Origin of the sequence: Spongiibacter thalassae (assembly GCF_012272835.1) — a bacterium.
Classification (GTDB): domain Bacteria; phylum Pseudomonadota; class Gammaproteobacteria; order Pseudomonadales; family Spongiibacteraceae; genus Spongiibacter; species Spongiibacter thalassae.
In genome coordinates, this window is the sequence record NZ_JAAWWK010000005.1 from 99029 (window position 1) to 120298 (window position 21270).

14 protein-coding genes and 1 riboswitch are annotated in these 21270 nt (G+C 59.7%); of the genes, 9 read left to right on the top strand and 5 right to left on the bottom strand.

The annotated features are described in order from the left end of the window. Window positions 1–39: 39 nt before the first annotated feature. Window positions 40–1929 carry an ATP-binding cassette domain-containing protein gene (locus HCU74_RS13840; RefSeq protein ID WP_168451029.1) on the bottom strand — a complete coding sequence of 630 codons (1890 nt, stop codon included), beginning with the start codon at window positions 1927–1929 and terminating at the stop codon, window positions 40–42. 47 nt (window positions 1930–1976) lie between these two features. Between HCU74_RS13840 and HCU74_RS13845 the strand changes: the two genes are divergently transcribed. Further along, window positions 1977–2468 carry a TIGR02444 family protein gene (locus HCU74_RS13845; RefSeq protein ID WP_168451030.1) on the top strand — a complete coding sequence of 164 codons (492 nt, stop codon included), beginning with the start codon at window positions 1977–1979 and terminating at the stop codon, window positions 2466–2468. Window positions 2469–2476: 8 nt separating this feature from the next. On the opposite strand, the gene HCU74_RS13850 is transcribed toward HCU74_RS13845, so the two are convergent. Beyond that, window positions 2477–3154: a hypothetical protein gene (locus HCU74_RS13850; protein WP_168451031.1), complete on the bottom strand. Its 678-nt coding sequence runs from the start codon at window positions 3152–3154 to the stop codon at window positions 2477–2479. A 195-nt stretch (window positions 3155–3349) separates the two neighbouring features. On the opposite strand from HCU74_RS13850, the gene bamJ reads away from it, so the two are divergent. Next, complete coding sequence (gene bamJ / locus HCU74_RS13855; RefSeq protein WP_168451032.1) at window positions 3350–4045, top strand: BamJ family beta-barrel-assembly machinery protein; 696 nt, start codon at window positions 3350–3352, stop codon at window positions 4043–4045. A gap of 369 nt (window positions 4046–4414) precedes the next feature. Here the strand turns inward: bamJ and HCU74_RS13860 are convergent, their stop codons facing one another. Beyond that, entirely contained in the window at window positions 4415–4648 is a 234-nt protein-coding gene (locus tag HCU74_RS13860; RefSeq protein ID WP_168451033.1) for a hypothetical protein, read from the bottom strand. Window positions 4649–5144: 496 nt separating this feature from the next. Between HCU74_RS13860 and HCU74_RS13865 the strand changes: the two genes are divergently transcribed. Further along, the gene (locus HCU74_RS13865) at window positions 5145–8492 is read left to right on the top strand and encodes a transglutaminase family protein (RefSeq protein ID WP_168451034.1); all 3348 of its coding nucleotides are present in this window, start codon (window positions 5145–5147) and stop codon (window positions 8490–8492) included. 114 nt (window positions 8493–8606) lie between these two features. After that, window positions 8607–9086 carry a hypothetical protein gene (locus HCU74_RS13870; RefSeq protein WP_168451035.1) on the top strand — a complete coding sequence of 160 codons (480 nt, stop codon included), beginning with the start codon at window positions 8607–8609 and terminating at the stop codon, window positions 9084–9086. Here the strand turns inward: HCU74_RS13870 and HCU74_RS13875 are convergent. Both HCU74_RS13875 and HCU74_RS13880 read right to left on the bottom strand, forming a co-directional pair. After that, window positions 9059–10315, bottom strand: a complete 1257-nt coding sequence (locus tag HCU74_RS13875; protein ID WP_168451036.1) for a methyltransferase — start codon at window positions 10313–10315, stop codon at window positions 9059–9061. The two genes, HCU74_RS13870 and HCU74_RS13875, sit on opposite strands and share 28 nt — an antisense overlap. A 43-nt stretch (window positions 10316–10358) precedes the next feature. Continuing rightward, entirely contained in the window at window positions 10359–14072 is a 3714-nt protein-coding gene (locus HCU74_RS13880; RefSeq protein ID WP_168451037.1) for a response regulator, read from the bottom strand. Window positions 14073–14246: 174 nt separating this feature from the next. Between HCU74_RS13880 and HCU74_RS13885 the strand changes: the two genes are divergently transcribed. The 5 genes from HCU74_RS13885 to ylqF all read left to right on the top strand — a co-directional run bounded on the left by HCU74_RS13885 (window position 14247) and on the right by ylqF (window position 21264). Then, on the top strand, window positions 14247–14696 hold the full coding sequence (locus HCU74_RS13885) for a YaiI/YqxD family protein (protein ID WP_168451038.1): 450 nt from the start codon (window positions 14247–14249) through the stop codon (window positions 14694–14696). A 35-nt stretch (window positions 14697–14731) separates the two neighbouring features. Further along, window positions 14732–14988, top strand: a riboswitch (cobalamin riboswitch). Between the two features lie 93 nt (window positions 14989–15081). After that, the gene (locus HCU74_RS13890) at window positions 15082–19443 is read left to right on the top strand and encodes a cobaltochelatase subunit CobN (protein ID WP_168451039.1); all 4362 of its coding nucleotides are present in this window, start codon (window positions 15082–15084) and stop codon (window positions 19441–19443) included. 1 nt (window position 19444) lies between these two features. Further along, window positions 19445–19888, top strand: a complete 444-nt coding sequence (locus tag HCU74_RS13895; RefSeq protein ID WP_168451040.1) for a MotA/TolQ/ExbB proton channel family protein — start codon at window positions 19445–19447, stop codon at window positions 19886–19888. Then, entirely contained in the window at window positions 19881–20186 is a 306-nt protein-coding gene (locus HCU74_RS13900; protein WP_168451041.1) for a DUF2149 domain-containing protein, read from the top strand. Before HCU74_RS13895 ends, HCU74_RS13900 begins: the two co-directional genes overlap by 8 nt. 67 nt (window positions 20187–20253) lie before the next feature. Beyond that, entirely contained in the window at window positions 20254–21264 is a 1011-nt protein-coding gene (gene ylqF / locus HCU74_RS13905) for a ribosome biogenesis GTPase YlqF (RefSeq protein WP_168451042.1), read from the top strand. Window positions 21265–21270: the final 6 nt, after the last annotated feature.

The following is a 21270-nucleotide window of genomic DNA, read 5'->3' on the forward strand; positions in this document are numbered from 1 at the left end:
GCCAGGCGGGGCAATGCTCGATATGGGCGGTGGCTTGCGTTACAACTCGTCGGCCAGGGCTTCCATTTCTTCCTGCAGGGTCAGCCAGGCCTCTTCGACGCCGTTGTTTTCTTCCCGCAGGGTGCCTTGGCGGGTGAGTAATTCCTTGAGCTTCTGCTTGTTGCTGTCTTCGTACAGGGCGGGGTCGGCCAGCTGCTGCTCAATGTCGGCCAGCTCCCGTCCTATGGTAGCCATACGGCTTTCCAGCTTTTTCACTTCCTTGCTGAGCGGAGCCAGTTTGGCGCGGCGGGCGGCGGCCTCCTGACGGGCGCGTTTCCTGTCGACCACCGGTTCCTCGGGGCTCGCCCCGGTGTCGCCATTGTCAGAGGTCTTGTCCCGGCTGAGCAGCCATTGCCGATAGTCGTCGAGGCTGCCATCAAAGGGGGTGACGGCGCCGTCATCCACCAGCAGGAATTCATCAACGGTATTGCGCAGCAGGTGACGGTCGTGGGACACCACAATGACCGCCCCCTCGAAATCCTGCAGGGCGCTGGTCAGCGCGTGGCACATTTCCAGGTCCAGGTGGTTGGTAGGTTCGTCCAGCAACAGCATATTGGGTTTTTGCCAGACAATAATAGCCAGTGCCAGCCGCGCCTTTTCGCCGCCGGAAAAATGCAGGCAGTCGCCTTCGGCACGGGGGCCCTTGAAGTTAAAGCCGCCGAGGAAGTTGCGTACCTCCTGTTCCCGTGCATCGGGGCGCAAGCGCTGTAATTGCAGCAGGGGGCTGGCGTGGAGGTCCAGGGATTCCAGCTGGTGCTGGTGGAAGTAGCCCATGTAAATATGTTCACCCTGCTGGCGCTGTCCGGCCAGGGGCGACAACGTGCCGGCGAGGGTTTTCATCAGTGTCGATTTACCCGCGCCATTGGCGCCGAGAAGGCCAACCCGGCTGCCCGGATGAATACTCAAATTGACGTTGCGCAGAATCGGCTCGCTGTAGCCCAGCGACGCCTGGCTAATGCTCAGCAGGGGGTCAGAGAACTGACTTGGCGCATAAAAGCGGAACTTGAAGGGTGAATCGACGTGGGCCGGGGCGATTTCGCTCATCCGCTCCAGTGCCTTCAGGCGGCTCTGGGCCTGTTTGGCCTTGCTCGCCTTGGCGCGGAAGCGGCGCACAAAGTCTTCCATATGGGCGCGTTCGGCCTGTTGTTTTTCAAAGGCCTGTTGTTGTTGGGCGAGTCGCTCGCTGCGCTGGCGCTCAAAGGCGCTGTAGTTGCCGCGATAGCGGTACAACTGATGGTGTTCGAGATGCACCACAAAGTCACAGCAGGCGTCGATAAAATCCCGGTCGTGGGAAATCAGCAGCAGGGTGCCTTCGTAGCGGCGCAGCCATTGCTCCAGCCACATACTGGCGTCGAGGTCGAGGTGGTTGGTGGGTTCGTCGAGCAGCAGCAGATCAGAGGGACACATCAGCGCCTGGGCGAGGTTCAGGCGAATACGCCAGCCCCCCGAAAATCCGTTAACCGGGCGTTCGATCTCCTGTTGCTGAAAACCGAGGCCCTGCAGCAGTCGTTCGGCATCACTGCGAATCTGGTACGCGTTAATCAGCTCCATTTCGCCGAGCAGCTCGGCCAGTCGGTGGTCGTCGGTGCAAGCCGCTATCTCGCTCTCCAATCGGCGGAAGGCGGCGTGGCCGTCTATTACATAGTCGATGGCCGGGCGGTCGCTGGCATCGACCTCCTGGCGCATCTGCGCGATTTGCCAGTGCCCGGGCAGGTGCAGCTCGCCGCTGTCGTAGCCCAATTCCTTGCACAGCAGCTTGAACAGGCTGGACTTGCCGCTGCCGTTCGCGCCAACCAGCGCCATATGCTCGCCGGGGTTCACCCGCAGCGAGGCGTCTTCGAGCAGGGGTTTGCCCCCGCGTTGTAAGCTGAGATCGATGAGTTCTATCATGGGGCGCGATTATAGCCCGCCGCGATCCATTGACGAGAGGAATTTCGATGGCCGACACACAAAACCCCCTCTGGCAGTACGCCCTGCAGGTCTATGCCCGCGACCAGGTGAAGGAAGCCTGCTTGTGCCTGCAAGACGAGACCGGTGTGGATGTCATTCTGTTGCTGGCCGCTGCTTATCTGGGGCACTGTGGCAGGCGGCTCTCTGAGGTGGAGTTGCAGCAGCTGACGGTCGCGGGAGCTGTGCCACGTGAGTCCTGTGTGGCGGTGTTGCGACAGCTGCGTCGGAAGGTGGCCGAGGAGGCCGGCAGTGCCGGCCAGCAGCGCTGCTACAACGCGCTTAAAGAGGCCGAACTGGCGGCGGAGCACTGGCAGGTGGAGCTGATTATGGTGGAAATCGCTGGCTGGGGCGTCTCCCCTGCCGACACAGTAGCGGATCGCGCCACCATTATCTCAGCGAATATGGCCCTGTTTGTGCCGCGTTGCCACTCTTCGCGGGCGCGGGCGGCGCTGGGCCAATTCGAACGGGCGGTGGTGTAAGTCTGGCCCTAATAGTCGTCAAACAGAGAGGCCAGACGGTCGGCCTGATTCTTCGGGTGGCTGGGAATATCGCTCATATGCTTGGGTACATTGCTGCGGCGGCGCACGGCCCGTGGGCCGGTAGCGGCTTTTTTGGCGGGGGCGGGGGGAGAATTTGCCGCCGCTTTGCTGATGTCAGTGACTTTTCCCGGCTTTCTCGCGGCGACCTTTTTCGCCACTGGCGTGGCGGGGACGGTAGCCGCTGCCTTGGTGTCGTTCTTTTTTGTGGTGGCTGCGGGCTTTTTCGCTGCTGCCGGTGCTTTTAGTGCCTTTTCGGCGCCAGTAATGGCCTTAAGCACGGCTTTTTCCCGACGAATGCGCAATTTCTGCTCAATGGACTCGCTGCGCAAATGGGCCAATTCATTTTGCAGGGCTTGCAGGCTCTGGGTAGCGCTCTCCAGCTTATCTGTCATGCGTCGGTGCTGACGGCTTTTGCTGTCGAGGGTGGCCAGTTTTTGTCGGGTTTCTGCGATTAAATCACGTTGCTTCTGCGTCGCGATAGACTTGGTTTTTATAGATTTTTCAATGTCTTGGAGATTTTTCTCCATTACCTCAATGGATTTTTCGCGCAGGGCGTTCAGCTCTGACTGCAGCTGCTGCAGCTGATTGATCGATCCGAGAGTGGTGCTCTTCTTGCTGGTGGCCATAGTCAGAAACCCGAGGGCTGATTAAAAATCGGTCAATTTCCATTATACAAACTTGTGTGTGGGATGCTATTGCCTTTGAGTTAGTGAATTCATCGCTGAGTCACTGTGTAACCGTGAACGCTTGTGGCAGACTATGGTCTGACCCTGTGCTGCCATGGTGGCGGCAATCAATTCCTTTCCAGATAAGGTAGTTGCATGAAAAAGACAGTTTTAAGTGCGGTGGTGATCAGTGGGCTGCTCGTCGCCTGCGGCGGCGAGAAAAATGCGGAGCCGTCACTCGATTCTGAAATCGCGAAGGTCAGCTATGGTATTGGCGCCAATATCGGTTCGCGTTTTGGTGATGACTTGCCCCTGGATGTCGACGCATTCAGTGCCGGGGTGCGCGATGCACTGGCGGGCGGTGAGCTGAAAATGAGCGACGAAGAGATCATGACCACGCTGCAAAACTTCCAGCAGAAGCAAATGGCGGCGCGTCAGGAGCAGGCCCAGGCCGAGAGCGAAGTGAACAAGAAGGCCGCTGAGGAATTCCTGGCGAAAAACGCCAAAGAGGAAGGCGTGATTACGACCGAAAGCGGTCTGCAGTATAAAATTATTGAAAAAGGTGAGGGTGAGTCGCCCAGCGCCGAGGACAAGGTAGAAGTGCACTATGAGGGCACGCTGCTCGATGGCACCGTGTTTGACAGCTCCTACAAGCGCAACGAAACTGTTACCTTCCCGGTAAATGGTGTGATTCCCGGTTGGACCGAGGCATTGCAGCTGATGAAAGTCGGCGCCAAGTGGACCCTGTATATTCCGCCCGAGTTGGCCTACGGTGCCGGTGGTGCAGGACAGATGATTGGCCCGAATTCGGCGCTGGTATTTGATGTCGAGCTGGTGGATATCGTCGAATAAGCCCCTTTGCTGAAATCCGGGCAAAAAAAACCCCAGCGCTCGCTGGGGTAGTCTTTTCGGGGAGGAGACCATTCATTCCCGAATTTGCCTTTGCCGATACAGCATCCGTCCGTGGTGCCTGGGTCGGGCAAAACCTTTTCCCTGTTCTGCATGTACCAACCCTATCGACAGGCATGGAGGTGCTTAACATCCCTGTGCGCACCCAGTCATCCCTGACAATTCCAGTGTACCCCTGTCCCGAAAAAACGACAGGCGTCATCGCCCGTGCTCGGCGTGAGATATTGTCTATGTGTTAGAAGGATGGAATGTGCAGGGAGGATTGTGAGCTGCACCCCCTGTGTCAGCGGTGGTGCAGTGATGGGAAGTACCTTAACCGAGGCTGGGTATAAACAGGGTCAGTACTACCATGGCGCCGACAAGCATGGCGAGGTGGTTGTGCAGGGTCGTTTCAAACATGGTCTTCTCCTTAAGGTTCCACCAAAAATGATCGTGTCGTTGATCAGCGTGTTGACACGGGTCCTTCCGCGACAACTCCATTTTGCTATACCGCTTGGCTGTCCAGTAGTGGCAAACCGGGTAATAGTCCGTACTTGCCGCCTGCATTATTTACGCAAAAAAAGCGCGACGGATGTCACGTTGTGCTGAAATTTTTAGCGGGACTATTGCGCATTTCTGAAAATAATTATCCAGAACAAGGGCTTTTATCAATGACTTCAGAATCAGGCTCAGCAGATTGTGGTGGGGGCTTGGCAGGATCGGCGGGGGCGTGTGGTACTTTCGGTCATCGCCTCGGGCGGTTTTTTCAGGAAGCTTGCGGGGCTGTATCCTTGTTATCCATTTAAGCGCATGATTGGCCTTCATCTCGGTGCAGCTGTTTCAAAATGGTGCGTTTATATCCCTGAAATCGTCAAGGCGTCGTCTGTTTTGGATGGGACATCAGACTAGGGTTTGTGGCGCGCATAATGCATAGGGAATGCACTTGGAATTGAAAATTATATAAAACCTGTTGTTCGTTAAGCATGGAATGTCATGTTCTGGCGCTTCACTGAACCAGGTTCAACTACGCTCGTTGGAACGGATTTATCCTTAGGGGCAAGTAATGGCAATACGCGTTGCGATCAGGCACAACACTTACTACGAATTCGACCGCTTGGTTAAGCTGTCACCCCATGTTATTCGACTCCGCCCGGCACCCCATTGCCGCAGCAATATCCACAGCTACAGTCTCAAGGTTTCACCGGGGGAACATTTCCTGAACTGGCAGCAGGACGGTTTTGGCAATTACCTGGCGCGGGTGGTGTTTCCCGAAAAGGCCAAAAAGCTCTCTGTGGAAGTCGAAGTGATTGTCGATATGACGGTCATAAACCCCTTTGACTTTTTTCTGGAAGACTACGCCCAGAAATTTCCCTTCAGCTATCCGGAGCAGTTGAAGAAAGAGTTGGCGCCCTATTTGGAAGCGCAGCCACAGGGTGAAAAATTTGCCGCCCTGTTCGACCGCATCGACAAGACCAAAAGAAGCAGTAACGACTTTCTGGTGGAGTTGAATCAGATTGTTCAGGGAGCGGTGGAATACGGTATTCGCTATGAGCCCGGAGTGCAGAAGCCGGAGGAAACCCTTGAGCTGGGCAAGGGCTCCTGCCGGGATTCCGCGTGGTTACTGGTGCAGATGTTCCGCCATCTCGGTCTGGCGGCGCGATTCGCCTCGGGCTATCTGGTGCAACTCGCCCCCGATGAAAAATCCCTTGATGGCCCCTCAGGGGCGGAAAAAGACTTTACTGATTTGCACGCCTGGTGCGAGGTGTACATGCCGGGGGCTGGATGGGTCGGCCTCGACCCCACATCCGGGCTGTTTGCCAGCGAGGGGCATATTCCTCTGGCCTGCACCCCCGATCCGGTGTCGGCGGCGGCCATTGACGGCTTCACCGATGAGTGCGAGGTGGAGTTTTCCTATGTGAACGATGTGCGCCGGGTGCATGAAGATCCCCGGGTCACCAAGCCCTACAGCGACGAGCAGTGGGCCGAGGTACTGTTGCTTGGCAATGCGGTAGATGCGGGCCTGCTCAGCGACGATGTGCGCCTGACCATGGGCGGCGAGCCGACCTTCGTCTCTGTTGATGATATGGAGTCGGCCCAGTGGAATACCGAGGCGCTGGGTGCGGATAAACTCAGTCTGGCGAAAACCCTGTTGTTAAAGTTGCGCGACCACTTTGCCCCGCAGGGCTTGCTGCACTATGGCCAGGGTAAATGGTATCCCGGTGAGGAAGTGCCGCGCTGGGCGCTGGGATTGTTCTGGCGCACCGATGGCGAAGCCGTGTGGCAAAGTCCCGAGTTATTCGCCCGGGTCGACAAGGACTACGGGCACAACATCGCGCTGGCGCACAAGTTTGCCAAGCAGCTGGCCAAGCACCTGGGGGTAGAGCAGAGCTATGTTCAGCCCGCCTACGAAGATGCCCTGTACTACCTGCTGCAGGGCGAAAAAATCCCGAAGAATATCGACCTGCTGGCGGCAAAGGTGAAGGATGACCTCGGTCGTCGTCGCCTCGCACGACTGGTTGAAAAGGGCTTTTGCGAGCCCACGGGCTATGTGATACCGCTGGAATGGGACGATACCCAAAAGACCTGGTTGAGCAGTCTGTGGCCCAGTCGGCGCGAGCGCTTGATTTTGATCCCGGGTGATTCGCCTATGGGGCTTCGTCTGCCGCTGAATGAGCTTAACTTTCCGAAAGAGCCAGCGCCGGAGCGCGATCCCTTTGCGCCCCGTGAGGCCTTGCGCAGCCACGATGATTATGTGGCCAGCGGCGCGGTGCAGGCCCAGCCCCAGCGCAAGCAGCATACACGCAAGGCACCGAGCGCCGATGGGGAGCAAGCGCTGATCCGCACCGCCCTGTGTGTTGAAGTGCGTGAGGGGCGTTTGCATTTCTTCTTTCCGCCCTTTGAAGCACTGGAGCATTACCTTGCGCTGCTCGGCGCCATCGAAGCGCTGGCGGAAAAACTCGATACGCCAGTGATTATTGAAGGCTATGAACCGCCCAAGGACCCGCGCATTCAGAAGTTACTGGTCACTCCTGACCCGGGAGTGATCGAGGTCAACGTGCAGCCGGCCGCGAGCTGGCGAGAATTGGTGGACAACACCACGGAGCTCTATCGCCTGGCCCGGGAATCGCGGCTCGCCACTGAAAAATTCATGCTCGACGGGCGACACACCGGAACCGGCGGGGGCAACCATATTACCCTTGGTGGACGCACCCCGGCGGACAGCCCGATTCTGCGCCGGCCGGATCTGCTGCGTAGCTTTGTGACTTTCTGGCAGCACCATCCCAGTCTGTCCTACCTGTTTTCCAGTGCCTTTGTCGGCCCCACCAGCCAGGCACCGCGAGCCGACGAGGGCCGCGATGAAATGCTCTACGAGATGGAAATTGCCTTTCAGCAGATGCCCGAGGGGTTGTCTGAACAGCCCTGGTTAATCGACCGGCTGATGCGCAATCTGCTGATCGACATCACCGGCAATACCCACCGGGCGGAATTCTGCATCGACAAGCTCTACGCTCCGGGCAGTGCCAGTGGCCGCCTGGGTATTCTGGAATTCCGTGGGTTTGAAATGCCGCCCCACAGCCGCATGGGGCTGGTGCAGGCGCTGTTGATTCGCTGTCTGGTAGCGCGCTTCTGGAAGAACCCCTACCGTCAGCGGCTGGTGCGCTGGGGCACCCAGTTACACGACAAATTCATGCTGCCTCATTTTGTGTGGCAGGATGTGCTGGAAGTGTGTGATGACCTTAAGCGCAACGGTTTTGATTTCAAGCCCGAGTGGCTGCTGCCCTTTGAGGAATTCCGCTTTCCCCATTACGGGCGAACCAAGCTGGATGGCATGGAGCTGGAACTGCGCTGGGCAATAGAACCCTGGCATGTGCTGGGTGAAGAAGTGGGCAGTTTCGGCACCGCGCGCTATGTGGACTCCTCGGTGGAGCGATTGCAGGTGCGCCTGAGTGGCATGACCGAGGGACGCTATGTGCTGGCCTGTAATGGTCGCCGGGTGCCACTGGAAAACACAGGGCGCAAGGGAGAGTTTGTCGCCGGGGTGCGCTATCGCGCCTGGGCGCCGCCGTCGTCGCTGCATCCCACCATCGGCGTGCATACGCCGCTGGTGTTCGATCTCATTGATACCTGGAATGGCTGCTCGATCGGGGGCTGTAGCTACCATGTGTCCCATCCCGGTGGCCGCAGCTACGATACCTTCCCGGTGAATGCCTTTGAGGCAGAATCCCGGCGGGTGAATCGTTTCGATACCCTCAGTCACAGCCAGGGGCCCTACACCCCTCGCCCCGAGGTCAACGCGGTGAGGGAGTTTTTCGAGGAGCCGCCACGGCCGATGGCGCCGCCGCCGGAGGAATCCCCGGGGGAGTACCCCAATACTCTGGATCTGCGCCGCAAACCGGACCGAGTTTATTAAGCATCGGCCTGATTGAGCGATTGCCGCTGGCTCTGGTAGCTGGCGGCAACATCTGCTAGCGTACGCTGTTGACTGTCGTGCTGACAGCAGGGTGGAAAAGGCGAAGCGCAGTAGATGAAATTACCTGATTTTTTGCTCAAACGATTACAGCAACACGCGGCATCAGTGCAGGCGCGGCCGCCGGTCAAGGTGATCGGCGACAACTATCTGAGCCGCTGGCACATCCTGCCGAAGAACCGCCTGTTCAATATCTATCTGCACCATGTGTGCGGCGATGACCCTGATATGAACCTTCACGATCACCCCTGGCTGTTCAACCTGTCAATTGTGCTGCGTGGCGATATCGAAGAAACCCTTCCCACCCGGCAGCGGTTGTTGCAGGAGGGGTCGCTGACAGCGCGCATGAGTCGCGCCCCTCACCGTCTGGCACTGCGCTCGCCGGACAGCCTCACACTGTTTATTACCGGCCCGAAAATACGCGACTGGGGGTTTTATACCGACAACGGCTGGGTGCCGAGTTCACGCTATTTAAGTGCCGACGGCAATGGTCGCAGTGTGAACGCCTCCTACGGCAAGGCCGTCGATTCCCGTTGAGCTTTCCCGCCGCAAGAGTCGTCGCGGCGCGCATCAATCAGAATATTGCGCGGGCTTATAGCACTGTCGCAGAACTGCGTCAGTGCGACGACGTAGCCCTGCTCACACAAATACTGGGCGCTGTCGAGCACACAACGCATCTCCAGTAGTCGGCGAAAGACCATCGCTGCCAGTCCCAGCCGCTCGGCGTTGCGCAGGCGCAATTCCGCAGCATCCATATCCACATCGTTTACCGTCACCAGGTCTTCGGGGTATTGGTTGGCGGCCAGTTGGCGGCGGCAGAAGTCGTCAAAACCGCGTTTAACCGCGCTGTGTGGCAGGCTCTGAAAGCGGGAAAGCTCCCGCCCCTGTTGCTGGCGCTGTTCGAGCAGGGCAAGGTGCCAGACTTGCAGCTGGCGGCGAGCGTCCCGTTCGCCACGGCGTGCGGTTTTACTTTGCCGTACCGCCAGGCGCAGATCGTCGGCGCTGACGCGCAGGCTGGCGGCGCGCAAAAATTGCGAAAGGGGTTGATAGTCGGCGATAAACCGGTGGTAGCAACAGGGTGACAGACTGATGCGGTGACACTGTTGCTCTGCGCCGAGGCTGAGCATGCGCTGGTGTAGTCCGCCGCAGGCGTGCAGTCCGAGCAGGTGATGGTCGTGGTGCAACGACCCGGAGAGGTCGTCGCCAAGCACATCGGCGCAGATTAGTTGGCGCTTTGGCACCGCTCTGTGCCGGGCGGCCTCCAGCAAGGCCGCATCGATATCGACCCCCGAAAGCACCGGGTCTGCTTCCGCATTCGCGAAACAGCCTGTTACCAGCGCCTCACCAAGAAAACTCTTGCCGCAGCACCACTCGAAATACGGCGCCCGCAGGGGGCTTGCTGCGGCCACGAAGGCGTCAATCTGCCGCCATTTATTTCCGGGTATTCCCGCTGGCGGCTCGCTGCATTGTGGTTGTGAGGCGGCGGGCAGGGCAATCAGTTGGCGAATATCAGCGCACACCGGGAAATGATTTTCGAGGGCGTCCAGCAATGCCGTATCGCTGCCCTGAAGGCGATCGACGCTGTCGTCGTCTAGGCCCAGCAGCAGTTTGGCCAGCGCGGGGTGTTCGGCAATCCAGTCAGGTACCGACTGCTCGCTAAAGGGCCGAGCTTGCCAGAATGGGCGATGCCGAGTGAGCACGTCATCAATGCGGGACAGCGCGTCGCGGCAATCGTTGATGGGGGAATAGTCCAGGGCTGGGGTCATGGGCGCCAGTATAGCGGCTGCGAACCGCTGCGGGAATGTATACTCAGGCGAGGGCCTGGCGCTGGGCTGCGTGGTCCTCGAGGTAGTCGTTGAACAGGCGAGTAAGGGCTTCGCAGGTGGATTTCACCTGCTCGTGGTGCTTGTCGATATCGGCGGTATTGCCCTCGCGCGCGGTGGCCTCGAGAGCCACCGCCGCCTCCCGCAATGCAGTGGCCTGTAATTGCCCCGAGCTTCCCTTGAGGGTGTGGGCGAGGTCGCCAATAGCCTTCAGATCCCGCGCGCTGACCGCAGCATCCAGCTTGCTCAGCTGCTCCCGGCTGAGATCGACAAATAGGCCGAGCATCTTGTTCAGGGTTTTCTGCTGACCCATGACCGCTTCGAGTGCGGCGGCCTCATTCCAGATAGCGCTGCCGGCTTTCTGCGGGGAAGGTATAGCCGTAGCAGCGCGCGGTGCTCCGAGCGCGGGCAGGGCGTCGGCGGGGAGCCACTCCATGATTTTATCGCTGAGCCGCTGGGGGTCGATGGGCTTGCTGAGGTAGTCATTCATGCCCGCGTTCAGGCAGGCCGTGCGGTCGGACTCCAGCGCGTTGGCGGTGAGCGCGATAATCGGTATATTGCGCGCGGCGCGGCCAGCGCTGCCATCGCGAATGTGGCGAGTGCAGGCGTAACCGTCCATCTCCGGCATCTGGCAATCCATCAATATCGCCATATAGTGGCTCTGTTCATCGAAGTGGTTTTGCGCCAGATAGTCCAGGGCTACTTTGCCGTTCTCGGCGACGTGTACCGCAATGCCCAGCTCCTGTAGCAGGCAGCGCACAACCTCCTGATTAACCGGATTGTCCTCAACCAAAAGAACGCGCCGCCCCCGCAATACACTGTAGTCTTGCTTGTTTGTATCTTCCAACGAGTTACATATGTCATGCTGATGATCGGTGTCGGTGGTTCGCTCTAGTTGGAGGAAATCAGCCATCGCCGAGCGGGTAACGGGTTTGGGATACCAGGCGTCAAAGCCCAGTTCCCGAAAATGGTCATTGGTGCCGTGACTGTTGATATTACACATCAGCACCATTGGTACGTCGCTCAGTTGTGGCGCCTGGCGCAGGAACTGTACAAGTTCGGTGCCATCCAGGCCGGGCAGGTTACGGTCGATAATGCACAGGTCGCAGCGGGCGAGGCAGGCGTCGCGCTGTTCCACCAGGGCAAGTGCGGCTTCCGCCGAGGCGGCGGTGTGGACGGTGGCTCCCCAGTGGGTGTACTGCCGAGCAATGGCCTCGCGAGAGCTTTGATTGTCATCCACGACAAGAATGGTGCGCCCAGTGGCGATCCGGGAGTGCCGCTGATCGCTGGAGGCCGCCTTTAGCGGCAAGTAAAAGCTGAAGGTGCTGCCATCGCCGGCATTGCTGGAAAGTTTAATTTCGCCACCCATCAGCGTACACAGTTTATGGCAGATCGACAGTCCCAGCCCGGAGCCGCCGTATTTGCGTGTCGTGCTGGCATCCACCTGGGTAAAGGCGCAGAACAGCAGGCCCTGTTTGTTCAGCGGTATGCCGATGCCGGTGTCGCGTACTGCGCAGCTCAGGGCAAGACCGTTGCTGGTCTCGCGCACTGCTGCGCGGATCACCACCTCGCCGTATTCAGTGAATTTGATCGCGTTACCGGTAAGGTTGTTCAGAATCTGGCGTATTCTCGCCGGATCGCCAATCACGTACTCCGGCTCGACCTCGCTGAGATCCAGTACCAGTTCCAGACCTTTTTCCTGAGCCCGCAGCGACATGCTTTCGGCGACATCTTCAAACAGCTGGTGTAGTGGGAAGCGGATGGATTCAGTTTCGAGTTTGCCCGCGTCGATGCGGGAAAAATCGAGAATATCGTCGATCAGCGACAGCAGGGTCTGGGCACTGGTCTTGGCGATATGTACCCGCTTGCTCTGCTCGTAATTCAGCTCGGAATTACCCAGCAAACTCAACATACCCATGATGCCGTTCATCGGAGTGCGAATTTCGTGGCTCATGGTGGCGAGGAACTCGCTCTTGCTCACGGCGGCTTGCTCGGCGGCGTCCCTGGCGCGAATGAGTTCCAGCTCGGTCAGTTTCTGTGTGTTGATATTCTGGAAGGAGCCGTATACCCGCACGCAGCTGTCGTCTTTGAACTCCCCGCGACCGGTGATTTTCACCCACAGGGTTTCGCCATTGGCCCGGTTAATACGCAGCTCGCCGCTAAAATCCCGCTGTTCGGCGATGCAGCGCGCGACCATGCTGCGGGCGAGTTGACGGGATTCGTCGTCGGCATAAAACTCATCAGCCAGTTTAGGAGTGGGCTGGTAGTCGGGGCCGACGCCGTAAATCTCCCGGGTCATCTCCGACCAGGTCAGCTCGCCGTGGGTGATGTCTAGCTCCCAGGCGCCAATGCTGGCCTGCTCGCTCATCGAGGATAGAATTTCCTTCTGGCGGGAAATGGCCGTTTCCGCCTGTTTTCTGGCACTGATGTTCTCGAACAGCGACCAGATATAATCCTGGCCCCTGTGGTCTTTGATAATCACACTGCTTGTCAGTACCGGAACTTCCTGACCTTGGGCGTTGCGCAGGGTCGTTTCCAGCGGCCCGAGCTGGCCGTTGGTGTATTGCCCTTCGTCGAGAATGTCCAGTGCGGAAGTCGGAAGGAAATAGCTTAAATGGCGGTCTGTCAAATCGTCGGCGCTGCAGCCCAACTCGTCAAGCACCGCGCCGTTAAAGGTTGAAATTTCACCGCTGGCTTTATTCGTCAGAAGTATGCCCATAGGCGACAGCTCAAACATATTGTGCAGGAGCACATTGCTTTCCTGGCGCCGCTTCATTAGTCCCGCCATAACGATCATGGCGGAAAATAACAAAAGTGAGGCAGCGATCAGAGCGGTGCGGAACAAGCGGTTGTTTATCGCCACCGATTGCCAGCCGTGCCGGGGTAGTGCCGCCAGCTCCCAGCCACTGCTATACATCAGGCCGACGCTGCTTTTCAATGCTCCGGTACTAGGCAGGAATAGTGCCTCGTCGCCGTAGACCAGAATATGTTCACCAGTGAGCGGATCGGCTTTTCTGATGGCGATATTAAGCGGTGCATCGTGGTGAATGCCGCTTGCCAGCAGCAAACGGTCGATATCTATCACCGCAGACAGGGAGCCCCAGGCCTCGGGATTGTCGCCGGCCAGAACATCGCGGTTGCGCACCGGAATACGCGCGATCAGGCCGCGACCGCCCTGCACCAGGTTAATCGGCCCGACCAGCATCGGGGTCATGGTGTCGAGGGAGCGTTTTAAATCCGCGAGCTGATCCGGCTGTTGACGGAAATTTAAACCAATTGCCCCCTCGTTGCCCTTCAGGGGGTGGACATATAGCAGCACATAGTCGCGGATTACCCCAATACTGCGCAGCTGAACTTCGTCGTCGAACAGGGGCGCAGCGTAATCGGAAAATGCGCGTTGATCGAGGTCGGGAATATAGCTGATCGCAGCGATCAGGGCCTTGACGGTTTGTACATTGCCCTTAACGTTGCTTTCCAGGCGTGCGGTGACCTCGCTGAGGTGCTGGCGCACGATGTCCTGGGCTTGAATGCGGGTGTTGAGGCTGTCGATATACAGTGCAGCCATTGCCAGCAGTGCAAAGGCTGCAGTGAGCACCAGTTTGTAAGAGCGATGAAAACGCGTGCGCCGAAGCAAGGGCCCCGGTGGGTTGCCACCGTCGTAACGGTGGCGTTGTTTTGCGCTTTTCGCTGAAAACTTCAATTCTCATCCTCCCGGCCTAAGCGGGATGTCGTGGTGCCTGGGTTTAGCAGTATTGCCTCCACCGTGCACACGGAGCACACGGGAAGGTTAGCGTACCGGGTACGCAGGCATGGCAGAATCCGTAATTACACCTGTTACACTCACGGACTTATGTGTTGTTGTGAGGGCGCGCTGTTGAAAATCTGGGTAGATGCCGACGCTTGTCCGGTGGTGGTAAGGGATATTTTGTTCAAGGCGGCAGAGCGCACCGGGGTGGAGCTGATTCTGGTGGCCAACCAGTCACTGCGGGTGCCGCCATTGCCAATGATTCGCGCGGTGCAGGTGAGTGCCGGGTTTGACGTTGCTGATAATCACATTGTACAGAGCTGTGCGGCGGGGGATCTGGTGATTACCAGTGACATACCGCTGGCCGCCGAGGTGATCGACAAGGGCGCCCTGGCGCTCAATCCCAGAGGCGACCGCTACACTCGGGAAAATATTCGCGGGCGGCTAAATATGCGCGACTTTATGGAAACCCTGCGGTCGTCTGGTATACAGAGTGGTGGTCAGGGCAGTTTCGGCCAGCGGGAGAAGCAGGCCTTCGCTAACCAGCTCGATCAGATTCTGGCCCGCCGTCCCACTTAAGCCCCTCAGTTGACTGGCCGGGGTATAGCGGTATGATGCACCCGCAAGTTTCAGGTGCCCGGCTGGTGTCAACCAGCGGGGTTAAACGGGAAACAGGTGCGTTCGGCGGTCTTTTGGCTGCCTGACAAGTCCTGTGCTGCCCCCGCAACGGTAAGCAGAAAGACTCGTCTCAGGTCGTGCGCACTCGGCGCGCGACAGCCACTGTGCCCTCGGCGCGGGAAGGTGAGGGAGGGTGTTGGCGTCAGCTGACACAACTGCAAGCCCGGAGACCGGCCCGAAACGCAAGACGAGTCGCGGCGGGGTGCCTGTTATCGCAATATCTCATTTGCCTCCCCCTGCGTCGGTTTCCAGTTTATCGAGCCGCTGTGCTCCCACGGACGACCAGATGCCCAACTATTTCAATTTTCCCCGGCTTGTTTTCAGCCTGCTGCTGACCCTGGTAATGACACCTGCAATGGCTGCTGAGGTACTGGTACTGGTGTCTGATCGTTCGACGCCGGTGGTGGTTGCCGCCGCTCACCGGCATTTGGCGACCCACCCCGACCACAGCGTGGTCGTGCGCAGTGTCAGCCAGCTTAATGAGCTGGGCGAGGAGGCTCTTCATACCCTCGCGGCGCAAAGCAATGCCGTGCTGATGCTGGGGGTGTTCGGCGATGTGGTTGAGCGTCTGCACAGCCTGAACTGGCCGGCGTCACAGCATCGCTATGTCTTGCACAGCGACCGCCGTTTGCTCGCCCTGCATCGCGACCGCCACGGAGCGATTTTCAGTAAGGGTATTCCCGAGTCGGTGGTGGGCGACCGGGAGGCGGTTGGCGACCCGCAACACTTGCGAGACAAGCAGCAGAGCTTCGCATCGTTCCGCGACTGGCTACAGGCCAGGGCCTATTGGGTGAATCGCTCGGTGGCGAATACACAGGCGCTGCTGGCGCTGGCTGCATCGGCTGGGGCCGAGCAAGCGCCCGTGCAGGATGTTGCCCCGCTGCGTTTTGCGCTGCATCAACCGAGCGCCGAGCCGCGCTGGTTGACGGCGGAGCAACTTCCGGAGGTGTTGGCCCGCAAGGCAACCGCGTGGATCGTTGACCATGACTCCGGCGATCTGGCGGGAGAGTGGCAGTTACACCGGGAGCTGTGTCGTGAGCTGGCGGTGCAATGTGTGTCGGTGCTGGCCGCCTGGGGGCAGGCAAGTGTCGAGGCGATTGCCACAATTCAGCAGCTAGTGAGTGGTCACCTGCAGGGCGTGGCCACCGGGGTGCTGGCCCTACAGGACTTTGTAATCGGCGGCGGCGAAGGCCGTGCGCCGGTCACTGATCTGCTCGCCGCCATAAATGTGCCGGTGCTGAAGGGTGTGCGCCTGGGTGAGTGGAGCGGTGCTGACTACCGTCTGTCGCCGGAGGGTATTCCACGGCAGTCGGTGCACTACCGTGTGGCAATGCCTGAGTTACAGGGGGTGAGTCAACCCGTGGTGTTGGCCCTTGCGGACGATGCCCGTATCGACTCGGTGACCGGAGCCAGGGTCGCGAATAGCGTGCCTCAAACCGCCGAAGTTGCCCGTCAGGCCCGGCGGCTGCGGGGATGGCTGAACCTCAGTCAAAAGGCGAATGGGCAAAAACGCCTCGCCATCGTGTACTACAACCACCCGCCGGGCCGACACAACATCGGCGCCGACAACCTCAACGTGCCCGAGAGCCTGCTGGAAATTCTGCGTGGGCTGAAAGCCGCGGGCTACGACACCGGCACTCTGCCGAAAGACGCCGATGCGTTGCTGGATATTCTGCAAGCCCGTGGGGTGAATTTGCCCGAGGATGCCGCCGCCCTGGCGCGCATGTCCGGTGAGGTTGCCACAATGAGTGCCGAGGGTTACGGAAGTTGGTTTGCCACGCTGCCGGCGGCGGTGCAGGCCGAAATGCGCAACGGCCCTCTGGCGGCACTGGATGTGCGGCTGCGGGCCGCCGTAGCCGAGGCGCAGAAGCTGGATAGCAATACCCTGCGTCAGTCCCGCCTCGATATGTTGCAGGACAATCTGCACAACGCGGTGCGCGATTTACACCACGCCCTCGATGGCCTGCGCCACCCGGGGCGGGAGCGTGCCCTTGCCCTGCTTGAGCAGCTTGAGGTCAGTTACCAGCGGGCTATCGATCAAGCCCGGGCGGGGGCCGAGCCGGACTGGTCAGACAGCGAGCCCCGTTTGCGAGCCCTGCTTGCGATGGGTATTGAGGGAATTCGCGGCTGGGGGGAGGTGCCCGGCAAGGTGATGGTGTGGGAGAAGCAGCTGCTGATTCCCGGAGTCCAGTTCGGCAAAATATTTGTTGGCCCGCAACCGCCACGGGGCTGGGAGATCAACGAAGAATTGCTGCACGCCAACCTCAGCTTTCCACCACCCCACCAGTATCTGGCCTTCTACCACCATATTCAGCACACCGTAAAAGCGGATGCGGTAATCCACCTGGGGCGGCACTCAACCTATGAATTTCTGCCCCGGCGCAGCCTCGGCCTGAGCGCCGACGACTACCCGTCGATTGTCGCCGGCGATCTGCCGGGCCTTTATCCCTACATCGTCGACGGTGTAGGCGAGGGGATTCAGGCCAAACGCCGGGGGTTGGCGGTGATGATCGACCATTTGACACCGCCACTGGCAATTACCGAGCTGTATGACGAGCTACTGGAGCTGCGCCAACTGATCGAGAGCGCCGAAGCGGCCACCGATGACGCCACTCGCGATCGCGCCATTGTTCGTTTGCGCCGGGTCATCGACGAGGCCGGCCTGCGCGAGGAGTTGATTGCCAGCATGGACGAAGAATTGCAGGTGCGCGGGGTGGGCTTTGACGATATTGACGAGGACTTTCTGCTTCACGAGGTCGGCCATTACCTGACCAAACTGCAAGAGAGCTTCATGCCCCTCGGGCTGCATGTATTCGGTCGGGACTGGAGCGACACGGCGGTGGACACCATGCTTGCCTCCATGCGGGATGGCGATGCCGGGCAGAGCGACAGCGAGCGCTGGCGAGAGGACCTGCGCCGTTCCCCCGCAGCGGAAATGGCCGCGCTGCTCAATGGCCTCAACGGCGGTTTTGTCGCGCCGGGCAAGGGTAACGACCCCATTCGCACCCCGGAGGCGCTGCCCACCGGACGCAATTTTTACGCGCTGGATGGCAGTTTGCTGCCCACCCGCACCGGCTACGATATTGGCCAGCAGTTGGCCGCGAGGGTGCTGTCTGGCGAGGACACCAACATTGAGGGCCACCAGCCCGGTGAGCGCAACAAACAGGGGGTTATTCTGTGGGCCTCCGATGCGGTGCGTGACGAGGGGGCGATGATCGCCTTTGGTTTGAAACTGCTGGGAGTGCGCCCAGTGTGGAACAGCCGAGGCATTATCAAGGGACTGGAGCGACTGCCCCTGGGCAAGAGCCAGCCCCGGCGGCTGGATGTGCTGTTTACCACCTCCGGGCTATTCCGCGATCTTTACGGCGAACATCTGGTGTTACTTGAACGGGCCAGCTTGATGGCGCTTGCCGCCAGCCGCGACACCATTGTGGCGCAATACCCCGCACTGGCGCTGGCCTTGCGGGGGGCGTTGGCGCCATTGGGTGACGAGTACGACGCCGGGCAGGAGCCCCTCGAGCACAATCTGGTGGCGACCAACTGGGTGAATGAAGCCAGAGCGATGTTGCGGGCACAGCCCGAACAGGATGGCGCAGCGCTGGGTCGTCAGGCCAGCCTGCGGGTGTTCGGCATTGCGCCGGGGGCCTACGGTGCCGGAGTTAACCGTCTGGCGGAGCGCTCGTCGGCATGGCAGGAGCGCCGGGAGCTGGCCGACGTGTTTATCCAGCGCATGGGCCATGTCTACGGCAGCGATCTCGCCGGCGAGTCGGCCCAGAACCTGTTCCGGCAACAGCTGGCGGGGGTGTCGCAGACCTATCTGGGGCGGGCCAGCAATCTCTACGGACTGATCGACAACAACGACGCCTTCGACTATCTCGGCGGTTTGAATCTTGCGGTCGAGGCGGTTACCGGAAGCCAGCCGGGGAGTGCGGTGATAAACCACGCCGACAATCGAAAGCTGCGTATCGAATCCTTGAGCGAGGCCCTGCTTGGTGAATTGCGTGGGCGTTTTCTCAATCCCCAGTGGATCAAGCCGCTGATGGACGAGGGCTATGCCGGCGCACGCACCATGGGCAGCGAATTTGTGGAATACCTGTGGGGCTGGCAGGTGACCAGCCCCGAGATTGTTAACGACCGAGTGTGGGAGGAGGTCAAGGCGGTGTATATCGACGACCGACTCGACCTCGGCGTGGACACCTTTCTTGCCGAGGGGCATCGGCGGCATGTGCAGAGCAATATTCTGGCGATTATGCTGGTCGCCATCGACAAGGGTTTCTGGAATGCCGATGCCACCGCACGTCAGCAGCTGGCCGAACAGTTCGCGACCAATATCATCGAGCGGGGGCTGCCCGGCAGTGGCCATACCCACCCCGACCACCCCATGTACGACCTGGTGAAATCACTGGTGACACCGGAGCAGGCGGCGGCGCTTGAGCAGGTGCTGGCGCGCAGCCGCATTGCTGCCCCAAGCCCGGCCAGTAGCCCGAGCCGGATTCGCCAGCTGGAGATCAACGACGCCCCCGCCCAGGATGCCACCGACGGGGAGAGCACCGCCTCGGCGGGTGAGCCCTCCTGGTTGCCCCTGTTGTTCGGCCTGGCGCTTGTCATTGCCGCCGCCGGGGTTTGGCGCGGACGCAGAGGAGGATAGGATGAACACAAGTTTATCGCTGGGCATCATGCACAGCATTACCACCTGGTTATTGGAGCCGGTGGTGTGGGGGCTGTTATTGTTTGTCGTGCTCGCGGTCTATGAATCCGGGCTGGCCATTGGTGAACGTTTTGGCGGCATCAGGCGATTGTCCCGGCGGGGGCAGGGGGCACTGCTGGAGGCGGGGAAGCGGCGTATCGAACGGGCGGATTTTATCACTCGGCTGGCGCCTATGCTTGGGCTGATGGGCACCCTGATTCCGCTGGGGCCGGGGCTGGCGGCACTGGGTGAGGGGGAGCTGAGCATTCTGACCACCGCCATGACCGTTGCCTTTGATACCACGGTAATCGGTCTGCTGGTGGGTATGGTGGGCTTTGTGCTGGGTCGCTTGCGCCGCCGTTGGTACGATGCGGCGCTGGCTGCGGAGGCGGGCAGCGATGGATAAGTGGCGGCGCAGCAGTTTTCTCGACCACGACGAAGACCCGCTGGGGCCGTTGGCGAATCTGGTGGATATTATTCTGGTGTTCGCCTGTGGTTTGATCGCCGCGCTGGTCGCATTCAGCCCAGACTTGCAGCGGCACTTTGATGCGCGCCCGGACACGAGGGCGATTACCCTTGGCGAGGAACTGGTCGAAGTGCCCGAGAGCGTTGAGCGCGAGCGGCAGAGTGGCGCGGGCTACGAGTCCTTGGGCGAGGTCTATCGCGACCCGGCAACCGGCAAGCTTATTCTGATCGGCGATTGAGCTGAGTTTCCCGCCGCGCCGTCGGGTCGCGTACAATAAGGCCACTCTCAGGTTAAGGCGTTAGGTCATGGCGATTCAGTGGTACCCCGGGCATATGCACAAGGCCCAGAAGGACATCAAAAAAATCCTGCCGACAGTGGATTTGCTGATTGAGGTGCTCGACGCTCGCATCCCCTTCTCCAGCGAGAACCCGGCCATCGCCTCCCTGCGCGGCGACAAACCCTGTATCAAGGTGCTGAACAAGGCCGACCTGGCCGATCCCGAGGCAACCGCCGCCTGGCAGACCTATCTGGAACAGGAGCGGGGGGTGCGCGCCATTGCCACCACCAACAACAACCCCGGCGAGATCAAACAGATCCTCGACCTGTGCAAGAAAATGCTGCCGGAAAAGGCCGCTGGCCCGCGGGACATCGACACCATGATTGTCGGCATACCCAATGTCGGCAAATCCACGCTGATCAATATTCTGGCGGGCAGGATTATCGCCAAAACCGGCAACGAGCCGGCTGTGACCAAAAGCCAGCAGCGCATCAAAATTGGCGACGGTATTGCCCTGCTGGATACCCCCGGCATTCTCTGGCCGAAGATTGAAAATCCCAACAGCGCCTACCGCCTGGCGGTCACCGGGGCGATCAAAAATACGGCAATGGAATTCGATGATGTCGGTTTCTATGCCGCCGAATACTTGATCAAAGCCTACCCGGAATTACTCAAAGTCCGCTACAAGCTGGAAGATATTCCCAACACCGACCTGGCATTTCTTGAAGCCGCTGCCCTCAGTCGCGGCGCGCTGGGTGCCAAGGGACGGGTGAACCTGCACAAAATCTGCGAGCTGCTGATTAACGAACTGCGGTCGGGAATGATCGGACGAATCACTCTAGAATCACCGGAGATGGTCGAGGCGGAACTGCTGGAAGTCGAAGCGGAAAAGGCCCGTAAAGAAGCGGAAAAGGCCGAGCGCAAACGGCGCTTTAAGGCGGGTTCGCGCAACCCCGATCCCGACGGTAAATCGACAGCGGCGGGCCAGAATCCGTCAGGCCCCGCCGGGAAGGGTGGAGCGCGCCGCAAGCGACGCTGAACCGTG

Coding starts and splice junctions, on each gene's coding strand:
- HCU74_RS13840 (WP_168451029.1), bottom strand. CDS start 1,929: ATGATAGAACTCATCGATCTCAGCTTACAACGCGGGGGCAAACCCCTG.
- HCU74_RS13845 (WP_168451030.1), top strand. CDS start 1,977: ATGGCCGACACACAAAACCCCCTCTGGCAGTACGCCCTGCAGGTCTAT.
- HCU74_RS13850 (WP_168451031.1), bottom strand. CDS start 3,154: ATGGCCACCAGCAAGAAGAGCACCACTCTCGGATCGATCAATCAGCTG.
- bamJ (WP_168451032.1), top strand. CDS start 3,350: ATGAAAAAGACAGTTTTAAGTGCGGTGGTGATCAGTGGGCTGCTCGTC.
- HCU74_RS13860 (WP_168451033.1), bottom strand. CDS start 4,648: ATGCAGGCGGCAAGTACGGACTATTACCCGGTTTGCCACTACTGGACA.
- HCU74_RS13865 (WP_168451034.1), top strand. CDS start 5,145: ATGGCAATACGCGTTGCGATCAGGCACAACACTTACTACGAATTCGAC.
- HCU74_RS13870 (WP_168451035.1), top strand. CDS start 8,607: ATGAAATTACCTGATTTTTTGCTCAAACGATTACAGCAACACGCGGCA.
- HCU74_RS13875 (WP_168451036.1), bottom strand. CDS start 10,315: ATGACCCCAGCCCTGGACTATTCCCCCATCAACGATTGCCGCGACGCG.
- HCU74_RS13890 (WP_168451039.1), top strand. CDS start 15,082: ATGCCCAACTATTTCAATTTTCCCCGGCTTGTTTTCAGCCTGCTGCTG.
- HCU74_RS13895 (WP_168451040.1), top strand. CDS start 19,445: ATGAACACAAGTTTATCGCTGGGCATCATGCACAGCATTACCACCTGG.
- HCU74_RS13900 (WP_168451041.1), top strand. CDS start 19,881: ATGGATAAGTGGCGGCGCAGCAGTTTTCTCGACCACGACGAAGACCCG.
- ylqF (WP_168451042.1), top strand. CDS start 20,254: ATGGCGATTCAGTGGTACCCCGGGCATATGCACAAGGCCCAGAAGGAC.